The organism is Streptomyces sp. NPDC048389, from assembly GCF_040706335.1.
Classification (GTDB): Bacteria; Actinomycetota; Actinomycetes; order Streptomycetales; family Streptomycetaceae; genus Streptomyces.
In genome coordinates this window covers 43,670-59,270 of record NZ_JBEZKP010000039.1, presented here as the reverse complement: position 1 = coordinate 59,270, position 15,601 = coordinate 43,670, and the positions used below count along the sequence as shown (strand labels likewise).

General features: G+C 73.0%; 12 protein-coding genes. 5 read left to right on the top strand and 7 right to left on the bottom strand.

Features of this window, described 5'->3' with window-relative positions:
• Positions 1-3: 3 nt before the first annotated feature.
• Positions 4-873: a bifunctional methylenetetrahydrofolate dehydrogenase/methenyltetrahydrofolate cyclohydrolase gene (locus AB0903_RS24050; RefSeq protein ID WP_366706000.1), complete on the bottom strand. Its 870-nt coding sequence runs from the start codon at positions 871-873 to the stop codon at positions 4-6.
• Between the two features lie 245 nt (positions 874-1,118).
• Between AB0903_RS24050 and AB0903_RS24045 the strand changes: the two genes are divergently transcribed.
• The 3 genes from AB0903_RS24045 to AB0903_RS24035 all read left to right on the top strand — a co-directional run bounded on the left by AB0903_RS24045 (position 1,119) and on the right by AB0903_RS24035 (position 4,262).
• Complete coding sequence (locus tag AB0903_RS24045) at positions 1,119-1,658, top strand: hypothetical protein (protein ID WP_366705998.1); 540 nt, start codon at positions 1,119-1,121, stop codon at positions 1,656-1,658.
• 740 nt (positions 1,659-2,398) lie between these two features.
• Positions 2,399-3,625, top strand: a complete 1,227-nt coding sequence (locus AB0903_RS24040; protein WP_366705996.1) for a serine/threonine-protein kinase — start codon at positions 2,399-2,401, stop codon at positions 3,623-3,625.
• 514 nt (positions 3,626-4,139) lie between these two features.
• Positions 4,140-4,262, top strand: a complete 123-nt coding sequence (locus tag AB0903_RS24035; protein ID WP_366705994.1) for a peptidoglycan-binding domain-containing protein — start codon at positions 4,140-4,142, stop codon at positions 4,260-4,262.
• A gap of 122 nt (positions 4,263-4,384) precedes the next feature.
• Here AB0903_RS24035 and purH read toward each other — a convergent pair whose 3' ends face one another.
• Positions 4,385-5,959: a bifunctional phosphoribosylaminoimidazolecarboxamide formyltransferase/IMP cyclohydrolase gene (purH, locus tag AB0903_RS24030; RefSeq protein WP_366705992.1), complete on the bottom strand. Its 1,575-nt coding sequence runs from the start codon at positions 5,957-5,959 to the stop codon at positions 4,385-4,387.
• On the bottom strand, positions 5,946-6,563 hold the full coding sequence (purN, locus tag AB0903_RS24025; protein WP_366705990.1) for a phosphoribosylglycinamide formyltransferase: 618 nt from the start codon (positions 6,561-6,563) through the stop codon (positions 5,946-5,948). The genes purH and purN overlap by 14 nt, the downstream gene beginning before the upstream one ends.
• Positions 6,564-6,799: 236 nt before the next feature.
• Here purN and AB0903_RS24020 point away from each other — a divergent pair, with 236 nt between their 5' ends.
• Positions 6,800-7,597, top strand: a complete 798-nt coding sequence (locus AB0903_RS24020) for a hypothetical protein (protein WP_366705988.1) — start codon at positions 6,800-6,802, stop codon at positions 7,595-7,597.
• Between the two features lie 58 nt (positions 7,598-7,655).
• Here AB0903_RS24020 and AB0903_RS24015 read toward each other — a convergent pair whose 3' ends face one another.
• Complete coding sequence (locus tag AB0903_RS24015; RefSeq protein ID WP_366705986.1) at positions 7,656-9,626, bottom strand: DUF6350 family protein; 1,971 nt, start codon at positions 9,624-9,626, stop codon at positions 7,656-7,658.
• 116 nt (positions 9,627-9,742) lie between these two features.
• On the opposite strand from AB0903_RS24015, the gene AB0903_RS24010 reads away from it, so the two are divergent.
• The gene (locus AB0903_RS24010; RefSeq protein WP_366705984.1) at positions 9,743-11,101 is read left to right on the top strand and encodes a sigma factor-like helix-turn-helix DNA-binding protein; all 1,359 of its coding nucleotides are present in this window, start codon (positions 9,743-9,745) and stop codon (positions 11,099-11,101) included.
• A gap of 202 nt (positions 11,102-11,303) precedes the next feature.
• Here AB0903_RS24010 and sucD read toward each other — a convergent pair whose 3' ends face one another.
• The 3 genes from sucD to AB0903_RS23995 all read right to left on the bottom strand — a co-directional run bounded on the left by sucD (position 11,304) and on the right by AB0903_RS23995 (position 15,247).
• Entirely contained in the window at positions 11,304-12,188 is an 885-nt protein-coding gene (sucD, locus tag AB0903_RS24005) for a succinate--CoA ligase subunit alpha (protein ID WP_053557004.1), read from the bottom strand.
• Between the two features lie 21 nt (positions 12,189-12,209).
• A complete protein-coding gene (gene sucC / locus AB0903_RS24000; RefSeq protein ID WP_366705982.1) occupies positions 12,210-13,391 on the bottom strand; it encodes an ADP-forming succinate--CoA ligase subunit beta in 1,182 nt (393 codons plus the stop codon).
• Positions 13,392-14,059: 668 nt separating this feature from the next.
• Positions 14,060-15,247 carry a VWA domain-containing protein gene (locus AB0903_RS23995; RefSeq protein WP_366705980.1) on the bottom strand — a complete coding sequence of 396 codons (1,188 nt, stop codon included), beginning with the start codon at positions 15,245-15,247 and terminating at the stop codon, positions 14,060-14,062.
• Positions 15,248-15,601 lie beyond the last annotated feature (354 nt).

Genomic DNA, 15,601 nt, shown 5'->3' with positions numbered 1-15,601 from the left:
CCGTCAGGCCGCTGACCCGGCCGACGCCGCGCGCTCGGCCGCCTCCACCACGTTCACCAGCAACTGCGCCCGCGTCATCGGGCCGACACCGCCCGGGTTCGGGGCGACCCAGCCGGCCACCTCCGTGACGTCCGGGTGGACGTCACCGACGATCTTGCCGTTCTCGTCGCGGCTGACGCCGACGTCGAGCACGGCCGCGCCCGGCTTGACGTCCTCGGGCCGGATCAGGTGCGGAACACCGGCGGCCGCGACGATGATGTCGGCCTGGCGCAGATGGGCGGAGAGGTCACGCGTGCCGGTGTGGCACTGCGTCACCGTCGCGTTCTCGGACTTCCGGGTCAGCACCAGCGGCATCGGCCGCCCGATGGTGATGCCGCGCCCGACGACCACGACGTTCGCACCCTTGATCTCCACGCCGTGGTGGCGCAGCAGTTGGATGATGCCGTACGGGGTGCACGGCAGCGGCCCCTCGATGCCCAGCACCAGCCGGCCGAGGCTCATCGGGTGCAGCCCGTCCGCGTCCTTGGCCGGATCCATCAGCTCCAGTACCCGGTTGGCGTCGATGCCCTTGGGAAGGGGCAGTTGGACGATGTAGCCGGTGCACTCGGGATTCTCGTTGAGTTCCCGTACGACCGCCTCGATCTCCTCCTGGGTGGCGGAGTCGGGCAGTTCGCGCTGGATCGACGAGATGCCGACCTGCGCGCAGTCACGGTGCTTGCCGTTGACGTACCAGCGGCTCCCGGGGTCGTCCCCGACGAGCAGGGTCCCGAGGCCAGGCGTGACACCCCGCTCCTTGAGGGCCGCCACGCGGGCGGTCAGATCGGACTTGATCGCGGCTGCGGTGGCCTTGCCATCGAGAATCTGGGCAGTCATACCCCCATCTTCGCGGATGCACCCGTCCCGGTTCCAATCCGGCCGCCCCGCGTCTCGGCAGCCGGATGGCCAACAGGTTGCACTTGCACAACACATACGGATACCGGCTGGACAAAAAGTCAGTACTCAGACGACGATGAGGCGCGCAGTGCCGCGGGCAGTGCCGGGGGGCAAACCAGTAAAAAAGTATGCAGTTCCTCCGCTCGGACCGCGTCGTCCCCGCATTTCAACGGAGGAAACCCGCCATGAGCTTCGGCGACCCGAACAACCCCTACGGCCAGCCGCAGGGCCAGCCCGGCTACGGCTACCCGCAGGCCCCGCCCGTCCAGCCCTACGCCGGCGGTGGCTACCCGACCGGCCCGCAGGAGATGCCGGGCGGCGTCAAGGCGGCCCGCGTGATGCTGTTCGTCATCGGCGGCTTCCAGGTGATCGGCGCGATATTCGCCGCCATGGCCGCCATCGGCCTCAACGAGGCGAAGAACGACCCGGCGCTGAAGGACGACCTCCAGTTCCAGCAGGTCGCCGACATGTCGGTCGGCGCGGTGTGGTTCATCACCCTGCTCATCCTCGGATGGGGTGTGCTCGCCATCGTCCTCGGCGCCAAGTTCGGCAGCGGCGGCAACGGCATCCGCATCACCGCCCTGGTGTTCGGCGTCATCACCGCGGTGCTCGGCATCTACCCGTTCATCATCGTCGGCCTGGTGCACACCGTGCTGGCGATCCTCATCGCCGTCTTCGTCGGCAAGTCCGACGGTGCCGCGTGGTTCAACCGTCAGCGCGCGTAAGACCCGCTCCGCTGCCGCTTCGAAGGCCGTGCCCCGCCGCTCCGGCGGAGGTCACGGCCTTCGGCCTTTTCCGCGCGGTCCGCGCGTCGTGCGAGCGCTCGCCGCAGGAGCGCCATCCCCGTCGGCCGTCGCGCACACTCTCGACCTGTTCAAGGACCCGACCCGAACGCCCGGTCGGGCCGCCGGCGTGCTCGCGCGCACCGGAGGGTGCGGCCCCGGCCGGGCACGCTCCTCCCGGCGCCCGGTGAGGGGCGCCGCGCCCGGCAAGAGGACACCGTGCTGCTCGGCGGTGTCGGCATGTTCACCGCCGCGTTGGCCGACGCGCCCGACAACGCGTGGCGGAGCACGGTCGACTTCCGCTACGAGTGCACCACGACGAACACGGGCACCACGGAGCGGCCGCGGCCGAAGGCGACCGGAGAGGACCGAGGCGCCACGGTCTCCCAGTGCGGCACGGACGAGGTGCTGGTCGCCGCCCTCGCCGGCGTCGGGCTGATGATCGCTGCCGGGGCCGTGTCCGTCGGCGGGGCCGCCGCCCTTCGGCGTCCCAGGCTCCCGGGGGCCCTCGCGCAGCCCGCACAGCACGCCCCTCACCCGTACGGCGGCCACGGCCCGTTCCGACTCCCCCTGGCCACACACCCGTTGCCGCTCGGTAGCCTCGTCGGCAGACGTCGCGTCAGGACCGTCGAAACGCCGAAACGCCGAAACGCCGAGCATGACAGCAGCACATCGGGGGATTCATGTCGGACCAGCGGCCCACGCCGCCGTACTCACCGGCGTCCGGCGACACCGCACTGGCGCAAGCGGGCGCGACCCCGCTGCGGCCCGCCGACCCGGGGCTCATCGGGCCGTACGTCCCACTGGGGTTGCTCGGCAGCGGCGGCATGGGGCGCGTCCATCTCGCACGCCCCGCCGACGACAGCCCCGGGCTCGCCGCGGTCAAGGTCATCCGGCCCGAGTACGCGGAGGACGCGGAGTTCCGGCGGCGGTTCGAGCGGGAGGCCGCCGTGCACTCCCGGGTCGGCGCTCCGCACGCGCCCGCCCTGCTGGGCACCGGGTTCCACGACACGCTGCTCTGGATGGCCACGCAGTACCTGCCGGGTCTCAACCTCGCCGACGCCGTCCGCGACTGCGGCACGCTCACGCCGGCCGGAGTGTGGCGGCTGGTCGCGGAGCTGGGCCACGCGCTGGAGGCCCTGGCCTTGGCGGGGGTGGTGCACCGGGACCTCAAGCCGTCGAACGTGATCCTGTCACTGCGCGGCGCGCACGTGATCGACTTCGGCATCTCACAGGCCGCCGACAGCAGCGCCATCACCACCACGGGCAGCCGGGTCGGCACGCCCGCCTTCATGGCACCCGAGTACCTCAGGGACGGCCGCTGCGACAGCACGTCGGACGTCTTCTCGCTGGCGGGCACCATCGTCTACGCGGCCACGGGGCACGCCCCGTTCGGTGACGGCACCGGTGTGGACGTCATGCACCGGGTCGCCTTCGAGGAGCCGAAGGCGGAGGTCATGGGCGCGCTCGGGGCCGCGGACCCCGCGCTGGCCGCGCTGCTGGCCGCCTGCCTGGCGAAGGACCCGACGGGCCGGCCCACCCCGCGGCAGCTGATCGAAGCGGCCGCCGCGCATCCGTGCGCACCGGCGTGGCAGGAGCCGCTGGCCTCCCGGCTGCTCGCCCGGCAGCAGGGCTGCGAGGTGCTGGAGCACGCCCCGCCCGGCAGACCGGGCACTTCCGCGCGCCCACGCGGCAGGTGGCCGCTCCCTCCGCCGGTCCCGCCTTCGGCGCGCCGCTCCCGCCCGGCGCCTACGGCCCGCCCACGCCCCCGCCTGTCTCCACCTTCGCGCCCACGCCCGTACCCGCGCCGGCCCCTGCCCCGGCGCCCGCGTCTGTCTCCACCTTCGCGCCCACGCCCGCGCCCGGCACCGTTCCGGCTCCCCGCCGCCGCGGGAGGAAGCTGTATCTGACGGTCGGTTCGGGCCTCGCCGTGTGCGCCGTCGCCCTGGGCGTCTTCCTGCTGACCCGCCCGGCCGGCACCGGCTCCGCGGCCCTGTCACCCACGGCCGTGGACAGCTCGGGGCCCGGCAGCGAGCAGGCAGCGCCGCAGCCCGGCATCACCGGCGCCTCACCGTCGGGGGGCGAGGACGGGAACGGCGGCGCGGACAAGACCGACAAGGACAAGGGCAAGAACCAGGACCGGGACGCGCGGGACGGGGAGGACGACCCCGCCGGAACCGACAGGGGCGCCGAGGACACGCCCGCACCCCCGGCGGCCGTCACGCCCGACAGCGGCGGCAGCGCCCCGAGCGCCGCGCCACCGGCCCCGGCCGAGACCACGGCGCAGCCGGCCGCCCCGGCGTGGCTCTCGCAGTGCACCTACTACTCCGGCACCGCGATCACACGCTACGGCGACACGGGACAACGCGTCGTCCAGGTGCAGTGCATGCTCTCCAAGCGGGGATACAGCGTCGGCCGTCGGGGGTGGACGGCGAGTTCGGCGAGGACACCATGTCCGCGGTCAAGCTCTTCCAGAGCGACAAAGGGCTCCTCGTCGACGGCGAGGTCGGCCCCGACACCTGGAAAGCACTGCGCGGCCGGACCTGACCCGCGAGAACCCGTACGGCCGTGCCCGTACGCGGCGGTACGCGCCTGGTGGCCCGGCCCGGAGAAGGCCGGGCCACCGGGCACCGGCCCACCGCGGTGCGCGGCGGGCCGGTGGGGGCGCGTCAGTGGAAGAAGTGCCGCGTTCCCGTGAAGTACATCGTCACGCCGGCCTTCTGCGCCGCCTCGACGACCAGCTCGTCACGGACCGACCCGCCCGGCTGGACCACGGCCTTGACGCCCGCCGCGGTCAGGATCTCCAGGCCGTCGGGGAACGGGAAGAACGCGTCGGACGCCGCGTACGAACCCCGCGCCCGCTCCTCACCGGCCCGCTCGACCGCGAGCTTGGCGGAGTCGACCCGGTTGACCTGGCCCATGCCGACACCGACGGAGGCGCCGTCCTTGGCGAGCAGGATCGCGTTGGACTTGACCGCGCGGCACGCCTTCCAGGCGAAGGCCAGCTCGGCCAGCTCGTCGGTGGACAGCGCCTCGCCGGTCGCGAGCGTCCAGTCGGCCGGGTCGTCGCCGTCGGCCTGGAGGCGGTCGGTGACCTGGAGCAGCGCGCCGCCGTCGATGGGCTTGATCTCGACGGGGTTCGCGGGGGCGCCGTCGGCGCGCAGCACGCGGATGTTCTTCTTCTTGGCCAGGACCTCGACCGCGCCGTCCTCGTAACCGGGCGCGACGATGACCTCGGTGAAGATGTCGGCGACCTGCTCGGCCATCGCCACGGACACCGGGCGGTTGACGGCGATGACGCCGCCGAACGCGGACAGCGGGTCGCAGGCGTGCGCCTTGCGGTGCGCCTCCGCGACGTCCGCGCCGATCGCGATGCCGCACGGGTTGGCGTGCTTGATGATCGCGACGCAGGGCTCGGAGTGGTCGTACGCGGCCCGGCGCGCGGCGTCGGTGTCCGTGTAGTTGTTGTAGGACATCTCCTTGCCGTGCAGCTGCTCGGCCTGCGCGAGGCCGCCGCTGCCGGATGTGTAGAGCGCGGCGCCCTGGTGCGGGTTCTCGCCGTAGCGCAGCACGTGCTCGCGCTCCCAGGTGGCACCGAGGAAGTCGGGGAAGTCGCTGTCGTCGGCGGGCGCGTACGAGGACGCGAACCAGGAGGCGACGGCCACGTCGTACGCGGCGGTGTGCCGGAACGCCCGGGCGGCGAACCGCTTGCGCGTATCCAGCGTGAAGCCGCCCTCCTCGACCGCCCGGAGGACCGCGGCGTACGCGTCCGGGTCGGTGACGACGGCCACGGACGGGTGGTTCTTGGCGGCGGCGCGGACCATGGACGGGCCGCCGATGTCGATCTGCTCGACGCACTCGTCGGGGCTCGCGCCGGAGGCGACGGTCTCCTTGAACGGATACAGGTTCACCACGACCAGGTCGAACGGCTCGACGCCCAGCTCGGCCAGCTGCTCGCGGTGGGTGTCGAGGCGCAGGTCGGCGAGGATTCCGGCGTGCACCCGGGGGTGCAGGGTCTTGACGCGGCCGTCCAGGCACTCCGGGAAGCCGGTCAGCTCCTCGACCTTGGTCACGGGGACCCCGGCGGCAGCGATCTTCGCGGCGGTCGAGCCGGTGGACACGAGCTCGACGCCGGCCTCGTGCAGCCCGCGGGCAAGCTCCTCAAGACCCGTCTTGTCGTAAACGCTGACCAGTGCGCGACGGATGGGCCTGGTACCCGGATTGGCCGAGTTATTCACCGACATGAACCTTTCGTCCCTCAATGCGGTAGCCGTGCCGGGCGAGACGCCCCACGACCTCGACGAGCAGCGATCGCTCGACTTCCTTGATGCGCTCGTGGAGAGCGCCTTCGTCGTCCGTGTCCCGTACGTCGACCACGCCCTGGGCGATGATCGGTCCGGTGTCGACGCCGTCGTCGACGAAGTGGACGGTGCATCCGGTGACCTTCGCGCCGTACGCGAGCGCGTCCCGCACTCCGTGGGCACCGGGGAAACAGGGCAGTAGCGCGGGGTGCGTGTTGATGACGCGCCCGCCGAACCGTGCGAGGAATTCCTTCCCCACGATCTTCATGAAGCCGGCAGAGACGACGAGGTCGGGCTCGTACGCGGCGGTGGCCTCGGTGAGGGCGGCGTCCCAGTCCTCGCGGGTGGCGAAATCCTTCACCCGGCAGACGAAGGTCGGCAGCCCGGCGCGCTCGGCGCGCTGGAGTCCGGCGATCTTGTCGCGGTCCGCGCCGACGGCGACGACTTCCGCGCCGAACCCTTCGGGATCGGCGGCGATCGCGTCGAGCAGGGCCTGGAGATTCGTCCCCGATCCGGAGACCAGGACGACGAGGCGGGCGGGAGCCACGGGAGGAACTCTTTTCGCGTTACGGTGCGGCTTACGGTCCGAATTTGTGCGGTCGTACAAACGAGTCGCATCCCCTGATACGGGGAACTCTACGAAGAGCTCGACCGTCAGCAACGATACCGGCACCCAGAACGGCCCCCACGGGACGGGGCCGTGGCCGGAAGGTAGCGTCTGGGGGCGGGGCCGCGCCCAGACGGACCCGATCACGGGCATGACGAGGGGAAGACGTTCACCAGATGCCGGACCGACGCCGCCGTACGAACCTCCTGTTGCCGCGGGAGCGCCAGTCCACGGACGACAGCAACCCCTTCGCGCCGCCGCCGGAAGGCAGGCCGGACCAGCCGTGGCAGCCGCGCCACCCCTCGTCGAACGACGACTCCTCCTCCGACGCGTCGGACGCATCCGGTTCCGACGACTCGGACCGCGGCTCCGGCTCCGGCCGCGGCGGCGGCGGCGGCCGGTGGAGCAGCCGTCAGCCCGGCCGCTCCTCGGGCGGGGGCTTCGGCGGCCGACCGGGCTCCAGGCAGAACGACCCGAACGGAAAGGGCGGTCAGACAGGCCCCGGCGGGCTGCGCTGGGATCCGACGGACCCGGTCCAGCGCCGGGCCCGGTACGCGCTGCTGTCGGGTATGTGGGCGTTCTTCTTCGCACTGTTCGACTTCCCCGAGATCGCCCTGCTGCTGGGCGCACTCGCGATGTACTGGAGCATCAGCTCGCTGCGCGCCAAGCCGGGGAGCCGGGCGACCTCCGACGCCGTGACCGGCGGCGGCACGCCGCCGAACGCGCCGCCCCAGCCGCAGCACGCCCCCGGGTCCGCTCCCGCCGCCTCGAACAGGCCGCAGATCACGTCGGCCGTGAGCGGCCTGGTGATGGCGAGTCTCGCGCTGCTGATCGTGGCCGCGTCGTTCACGGCGCAGCTGGTCTACCGCGACTACTACACCTGCGTGGACGACGCACTGACCAGGTCGGCCCAGCTCGCCTGCAACGAGGAACTCCCGGAGCCCCTGCGGGACGTCCTGGGCGTGCAGGAGTAGCGGAAGCGGGAAACACGGCCGCAGGAGCAGCGGACCGCACACGACCGCCCGGGGGCGCTCACGCCGTGACCGTGCGGCGCGGACGACACTTCGCGCGGCCGGCCGGCGAACCGGGTCCGGGCGGGCTCTCGCCCGGGAGCCGTACGGCGCTCAACGGGCGCGGTGTCGCTCTGCGACCGGGCGTCGATGCGGCGGCGCTGGGGCGCTGGGCGCTGGAGGAGCGCGTCGCCGTGCGGGCCGCTTCGGGCGCCTGCTCGTGCCCGCGCGGCGGCTCGGGCGTGCGGGAGGCGGCGCCGTCGCCCTCGGGCCGCAGCCGCGCCACCGCCGGTTCGGGCGCCGGTGTGGACACAGGCGCGGCCGCGGGCCCCGCGGGGTCGGGCGCGGGCGCTGCCGACCCGGGGGCGAACTCGGATTCGGGGGCTGCCGGCTCGGGCGCGAACTCGGATTCGGGGTCGGGCTCGGGGGCGGGCGCTGCCGGCTCGGGCACCGGCACGGCCGGGAAGTCCGGCGTCAAGCCGCCGGAGGACTCCCTGAGCGCCGCCCAGCGGTCCTTCCGGGGCGCGCGCTCGGCCCAGGTGTGCGTCGGCAGGAAGTCGTACAGGTCGGCCTCGTCGTCCAGCACGCCGTCCTGCCCGGGGTCGAGGTCCGGCTCCGGCGCCGGGGACTCGGCGGCGGGCGCCGCAGGCGCCTCCACCGGCGTCCCGTCGCCCGGCTCCGAGGGCCGACGGCGCAGCAGCTGCCGCCACCGGCCCCACGACGGCGTCCGCAGGCGCCAGGCCCGCAGCGCCAGCGCCAGCGGGACGCCCAGACCGGCCGTCCAGGCCAGCGCCGCGAGGCCCGCCGTCCACCACACGGGCCCGAAGGCGGCGAGCCGCCCGGTGCCGAGCGGGCCGCCGGACGACGCGGCGAGCAGGGCCATGAGCGCGGCGCAGCCGACGGCGCCGAGCAGAGCCGTGAGCGCGGTGTCACCGGGCCGCCAGGCCGTCTCGCGCGCCCCGTACCGAGGGGCCGCCGCCCCCACCGTGAACCACGCGACGACCGCCGCCCCGACGACCGGCACCGCCGCGGCCGCCCAGTGCAGCGGTGTGCCCGGTCCCTGGCCCGGCACCGCCGCGAGCAGGGGGAACTCGGGCAGGGCGGGCGTGCCGGTCAGGGCGAGCGGTGTGGCCGTCGCCCCCGTGCCGAGGGCGAAGCCCGGACCCAGACCGTAGGACGCGCCCCAGACCGCCGCGTTGGGCACCAGCGCCAGGGCCAGCAGCGCGATCGCCGTCCGGCCCGACCACTCCCCCGACAGCGTCATGAACGACTCCTGCGCAGCCCGCCCGTGCCACACCACCGAGATCACGACCAGGACCGCACCGCCACCGAGCAGGGCGAGCACACCGGCGACGGCGGACCGCAGTGCGGCGGACACCCGGGTGCGGGCCAGGGCGACCCGAAGTCGTCGCGGCACCCATGACGGCAGTGGGCCGAGCGGACGCCCGCTCGCGCTCCAGGCCCCGGAACCCGCTGCCAGGAGCGTCACCAGCGGCAGATGCACCAGGGCGCTCAGCGGGTCGGCGGCGAAGGAGCCGCCCGCGACGTACAGCACGACCGGTGCTCCGACCAGCACGTAGCCGCTGGCCACCATCGTCGGCGCGCTCCACGCGGACGGCCTCGGACGGCCCGGGTCCGGTTCCAGCGCGTCGCGCGCCGCGCGGTGCGCCAGCCAGACCGGCAGAGCGACGAGGAACAGCGGTACGAGGCCCATCGGCGCGGGGGCTCCGGTGAGGGTGTCCGCCCGGAGGAGTTCGGTGCCGTGGGCGAGCAGCCACAGCGCGGCAGCGACGTGCAGGGCGTCGCCCGGGTCGCTGTCCGGGAAGGGCGAGCTGATCCACATCACCATCACCGACACGGTGATCAGACCGAGCCCCAGTCCGGCGGCCGTCGCGCCGCGGACCAGCGACGCGACCAGCGCGACCGATGTGCCGCCCTGGACGGCGACCGTGGCTTGCGGCATCGAAGGGCTCTGTTCGGTCACTTGGGTCACGTGGCCATGCTGCCAACGACACGCGCTTTATCCATGTAACAGGCCAATGACCGATGTGTCGCTCAGGATACGTTTATGTGCTTTTTCATCGAGTGCTGTGCCGCTGGGAGCCGTTCATGACCAAGAGCACCACCCGCTCCGCATCCGGCGTTCCGCTGCCGCCTCCGAAGGAACGGCGCAGGTTGCGGGAGACCGCGTCCGTCTCGGAGGGAGCCGTCGCGGCGGCCGCCGGTGTCACCCGGGGGACGGTCCGCTCCTGGGAGACCGGGCGGACGGACCCCAGGGGGCGTAAGCGCGAGGCGTACGCCAAGCTGCTCGCGTCGTTCGCCGCCGCGGCACGGGACGCAACGACGTCCTTCGTCGCGGCACAGGACGCACCGGCGCCCTTCGTCGCGGCACAGGACGGACCGACGCCCTTCGCCGCGGCACGGAACGCACCGGCGCCCTTCGCCGCGGCACAGGACGCACCGGCGCCCTTCGTCGCGGCACAGGACGGACCGACGCCCGGGAGCCCGGGTCCGGGGCCGCAGGACCCGGCCCCACCCGAGTCCCGGACCGGACCGGCCTCCACGCCCGCCCCGGCCGCGCCGGGCCCGGCCCCCGTCACGGTCGCCGCCCCCGGAGCCGTCGGCATCCCGGTCGCCGTCCCGGTGGTCCCGCCGCGGCCCGGCCCGGGGCCGGAGGAGGCGTTCGACGCGCTGTACGCGGCCACCGCCCCGGGGCTCGTAGGACAGACGTATCTGCTCGGCGGCCGCCGCCGGCTCGCCCTCGAGTCGGTCGAGCACGCGTTCCACCTCGCCTGGCAGCGCTGGCCGGAGGTCGCCGTGGACCGGGACCCGGCGGGCTGGGTGCGGGCCGTCGCGCACGAGTACGCCATGTCCCCGTGGAACCGGCTGCGGGCCGTCCACCGGTACCCCGACGTACTCCCCGAGGGTGACCCGCTGGGCACGCTGCTCGACGCACTGCAGGAGCTTCCCCCCGCGTACCGCCGCACCCTGCTGCTCCACGACGGTCTGGGGCTCGGCCTGCCGGAGACCGCCGCCGAGACGGAGGCCAGCACCAGGGCGGCGGCGAACCGCCTCCTGCACGCCCGTGAGGCCCTGGCCGAACGGCTCCCCGGACCGGCCGCCGGCCCGGGCATGCTGCGGGACCGGCTGCGGGTCCTGGTGGACGCGGTGCCCGAGCCGCTCCTGACCCCCGCGTCGGCGGTGCGCGGCGGCGGCGAACGCCGGGCCCGGACCTGGACGCGGACCGTCGCCACGGCGACGGCGCTGATGGCGGCGGCGACCGTCTTCACCATGGCCACCGCCCCGCGGCAGTACGAACCACCGGTGTCGGCGACCCGGCAGGTCGACGGCGTGCCCGCGCCGCGGTACGGCCCGCACGCGCTGACGGCCGAGGAAAGGTCACTGCGCGACAAGCTGCGCGCCGGGCCGGGCGCCGGGCCGGAGCGCCTGGTACCGATGCCGGGCTGATGCGCCTCACGCCGACGCCGCACCGAAGCCGCCAATGCCGACGCCGCACTGAAACACCTCACGCCGACGCCGCACCGAAGCCGCCAATGCCGACGCCGACGCCGAGCTGAGCCGGTACCGACGCCGCATCGAGCTGAGCCGGTACGCGTGCGGGCCCGCCCCCGGTCGCCCGGGTGCGGGCCCGCACATGTGCTGCGAAAGGTCAGCCGGCGAGAATCGCGCGCGCCAGCTTGGCCGTCTCGGTCGGCGTCTTGCCGACCTTGACGCCCGCGGCCTCGAGGGCCTCCTTCTTGGCCGCCGCGGTGCCGGAGGAGCCGGAGACGATGGCGCCGGCGTGGCCCATGGTCTTGCCCTCGGGGGCGGTGAAGCCCGCGACGTAACCGACGACCGGCTTGGTGACGTTGGCCTTGATGAAGTCGGCCGCACGCTCCTCGGCGTCGCCGCCGATCTCGCCGATCATGACGATCAGGTCGGTGTCGGGGTCGGCCTCGAACGCCGCGAGGGCGTCGATGTGCGTCGTACCGATGACCGGGTCGCCACCGATGCCGACGGCGGAGGAGAAGCCGATGTCACGGAGCTCGTACATCATCTGGTAGGTCAGCGTGCCCGACTTCGACACCAGACCGATGCGGCCGGGCTTGGTGATGTCGCCCGGGATGATGCCGGCGTTGGACTGGCCCGGGGTGATGAGACCGGGGCAGTTCGGGCCGATGATGCGGGTCTTGTTGCCCTTGGACTTCGCGTACGCCCAGAAGGCGGCGGAGTCGTGCACCGCGATGCCCTCGGTGATGACGACCGCGAGCGGGATCTCGGCGTCGATGGCCTCGACGACGGCGGCCTTGGCGAAGGCCGGCGGCACGAAGAGGACGGAGACGTCGGCGCCCGTCTTCTCCATCGCCTCGGCGACGGAGCCGAAGACCGGTACCTCGGTGCCGTCGAAGTCGACGGACGTGCCGGCCTTGCGCGGGTTCACGCCGCCCACGATGTTGGTGCCGTCACCCAGCATGAGCTTGGTGTGCTTCATGCCCGTGGCACCGGTCATGCCCTGGACGATGACCTTGCTGTCCTTGTTCAGGAAGATAGCCATGGTTCTACAGTCCCTCTTCCCTTACTTGGCCGCAGCGGCGAGCTCGGCGGCCTTGTCGGCCGCACCGTCCATGGTGTCCACACGCTGGACCAGCGGGTGGTTGGCGTCGGAAAGGATCTTGCGACCCAGCTCCGCGTTGTTGCCGTCGAGGCGCACGACCAGCGGCTTGGTGACCTCTTCGCCCTTGGAGGCGAGGAGCTGCAGGGCCTGGACGATGCCGTTGGCGACCTCGTCGCAGGCGGTGATGCCACCGAAGACGTTGACGAACACGGACTTGACGTCCGGGTCGCCGAGGATGATCTCGAGGCCGTTCGCCATGACTTCGGCGGAGGCGCCGCCGCCGATGTCGAGGAAGTTGGCGGGCTTCACGTTGCCGTGGGCCTCACCGGCGTAGGCGACGACGTCGAGGGTCGACATGACCAGACCCGCGCCGTTGCCGATGATGCCGACCTCGCCGTCGAGCTTGACGTAGTTGAGGTTCTTGGCCTTGGCGGCAGCCTCGAGCGGGTTGGCTGCGGCCTTGTCCTCGAGGGCCTCGTGCTCCGGCTGGCGGAAGTCGGCGTTCTCGTCGAGGGACACCTTGCCGTCGAGGGCGAGGACCTCACCGCTCGCGACCTTGGCCAGCGGGTTCACCTCGACGAGGAGCGCGTCCTCGGCGATGAAGGTCTTCCACAGGGTCACCATGACCTCGGCGACCTTCTCGGCGACCTCGGCCGGGAACTGGGCCTGGGCGACGATCTCCCGGGCCTTCTCGATGGAGACACCCTCGTTGGCGTCGACCGGGACCTTCGCCAGCTTCTCGGGGGTCGTCGCGGCGACCTCCTCGATGTCCATGCCGCCGGCGACGGAGGCCATGGCCAGGAAGGTGCGGTTGGTCCGGTCCAGGAGGTACGAGACGTAGTACTCCTCGGCGATCTCCGGAGCCGTCTCCGCGATCATCACCTTGTGGACCGTGTGGCCCTTGATGTCCATCCCGAGGATGTCCGTCGCGCGAGCGACGGCCTCGTCCGGGGTGGCTGCCAGCTTGACGCCGCCGGCCTTGCCGCGGCCACCGACCTTCACCTGCGCCTTGACGACCGACTTGCCGCCCAGCCGCTCGGTGGCCTCGCGCGCCGCCTCAGGCGTGTCGATGACTTCACCGGCCAGCACCGGTACACCGTGCTTGGCGAAGAGGTCCCTCGCCTGATACTCGAACAGGTCCACGCGCAGTCCGTCCCTTTTCTGATGATCGCGGTTCGTTTTCTGCGTGGGCGTGCCGCGAAGGGCAACGTGACTGCTCTTGTCACAAGGGAGGCACACACGGTGTCCGTGGGCGCGGCATGTCCGCCTGGCAGGTTATCCCCGCCGGACGCGCGCCCCTAAATCGCAGATCACACCTGAGCGGTGATTACGGTCACAGCGGCCGCCCCGGCGCCGCGGTCGGACCGGGGCCGGTACGGGGCCCGGAGCGCTCCCCGCACCGGCATCACGGCCGGGAGGCCCCCGGGCCGACGGGGACATCCCGGCCCGGTGTGCCCGCCGGGCCCGCTGGTCAGACACCTGGTGGATGCCTGGTCGCGCCGTCGCTCGGACGCCGTACGGCAGGTGGATCGGCGTCACCTCGGACACGACGCCCTCCACCCCGCCGACCGCGTTCCCCGCGAGTGGCGCGGCGCCGCCCGTGACGTTCGTCGCAAACTCCTGTGCGAACAGCGGGACCGCCGACACGACACCGGCGGTGAACGTTTCCGCCCGACCGGTCATGCCGTGGGCCGGACCGATGGCGCTGTGGGCGGAGACCGGCTGCAGCCCGGTCGACGCCGATGCTCGCGGCAGGCTCCCAGGGCGGCGCAAGCCCTCCGTCACCCGACGCGGCACCGTGCCCCGTCGTGCTACCGACGGGCAGCCGTGTCCGGTATGGGGAGCGGGCGCTTCTCGATGGCCGCCGCCATGACGTCCGGAAAGAGATCCGGGGTGCAGGCGAACGCCGGCGCTCCGAGCGCCGCGAGGGCGGCCGCATGCTCCCGGTCATAGGCCGGCGCTCCTTCGTCGGAGAGTGCCAGCAGGGTGACGAACTGCACTCCGGACGCCTTCATCGCCGCGACGCGCTTCAGCATCTCGTCCCGGATTCCGCCCTCGTAGAGGTCGCTGATCAGTACGACGACGGTGTCGGCGGGGCGGGTGATCTGCGACTGGCAGTACGCCAGCGCCCTGTTGATGTCCGTCCCGCCGCCCAGCTGCGTTCCGAACAGCACGTCCACCGGATCGTCGAGCTGGTCGGTGAGGTCGACGACCGCCGTGTCGAAGACGACGAGCCGGGTCGCGATGGAGCGCATCGAGGCCAGCACCGCGCCGAACACCGACGCGTAGACGACGGACGCCGCCATCGAGCCCGACTGGTCGATGCAGAGCACGACCTCCTTCTTCACCGACTGGGACGCGCGGCCGTAGCCGATCAGCCGCTCGGGGACGACGGTGTTGTACTCCGGCAGGTAGTTCTTCAGGTTCGCCCGGATCGTGCGGTCCCAGTCGATGTCGCGGTGGCGCGGCCGGTTGATCTTCGCCGAGCGGTCGAGCGCACCGGTCAGCGTCGAGCGGGTGCGGGTGGCGAGTCTTTTCTCCAGTTGGTCGACGACCTTGCGCACGACGGCACGGGCGGTCTCCTTCGTCGTCTCCGGCATCGCTTTGTTGAGCGAGAGCAGAGTGCCGACGAGGTGCACGTCCGCCTCGACGGCCTCGAGCATCTCCGGCTCCAGAAGCAGGGTGGAGAGGCCGAGCCGGTCTATCGCGTCGCGCTGCATGACCTGGACGACCGAGCTGGGGAAGTAGGTGCGGATGTCGCCCAGCCACCGGGCGACGGACGGCGCGGACGCGCCGAGCCCCGCCGACCTGGCGCCGCCGCGGCTGCCGCGTCCGTTGCCGCCGCCGGTGCCTGTGCCCTGCCCGTAGAGGGAGGCGAGCGCCCCGTCCATCGCCGCGTCCGTGCCGGTCAGTGCGCGGCCCGTGCCGTCCGCGCCGGACTCGCCGCCCAGCACCAGCCGCCACCGCCGCAGCCGCTCGTCGTCCACGCTCGCGTTCATGCCCAAAGTCGGGCCGGGCCCCGGGGCCCGGGTCGGGTCGGCGTTCGGGCTCGGGGACTGGGTCGGGGGCGGGGACTGGGTCGGGGGCGGGCTCAGGGGCAGGGTCGGGGACTGGGGCGGGCTCAGGGGCAGGGTCGGGGACTGGGCCGGGTCGGCGCTCGGGGCCAGGGTCGGGTCGGCGTTCGCGCTCGGGGCTTGGGTCCGAGCCGGGTTCGGGATCGGATTGGCACTCAGGTTCAGGCCCGGGTTCGGGCTCGGCCCCGGAGCCAGGGTCGGGCCCGGGGCTTGGGTCCGAGCCGGGTTCGGGCTCGGATTGGCACTCAGGTTCAGGCCCGGGACATGGGCCGGGCTCGG

Bases quoted from the DNA above. Each gene is read 5' to 3' on its own strand.
- AB0903_RS24050 (WP_366706000.1), bottom strand. From the start codon at position 873: ATGACTGCCCAGATTCTCGATGGCAAGGCCACCGCAGCCGCGATCAAG.
- AB0903_RS24045 (WP_366705998.1), top strand. From the start codon at position 1,119: ATGAGCTTCGGCGACCCGAACAACCCCTACGGCCAGCCGCAGGGCCAG.
- AB0903_RS24040 (WP_366705996.1), top strand. From the start codon at position 2,399: ATGTCGGACCAGCGGCCCACGCCGCCGTACTCACCGGCGTCCGGCGAC.
- purH (WP_366705992.1), bottom strand. From the start codon at position 5,959: ATGTCGGTGAATAACTCGGCCAATCCGGGTACCAGGCCCATCCGTCGC.
- AB0903_RS24020 (WP_366705988.1), top strand. From the start codon at position 6,800: ATGCCGGACCGACGCCGCCGTACGAACCTCCTGTTGCCGCGGGAGCGC.
- AB0903_RS24010 (WP_366705984.1), top strand. From the start codon at position 9,743: ATGACCAAGAGCACCACCCGCTCCGCATCCGGCGTTCCGCTGCCGCCT.
- sucD (WP_053557004.1), bottom strand. From the start codon at position 12,188: ATGGCTATCTTCCTGAACAAGGACAGCAAGGTCATCGTCCAGGGCATG.
- AB0903_RS23995 (WP_366705980.1), bottom strand. From the start codon at position 15,247: ATGAACGCGAGCGTGGACGACGAGCGGCTGCGGCGGTGGCGGCTGGTG.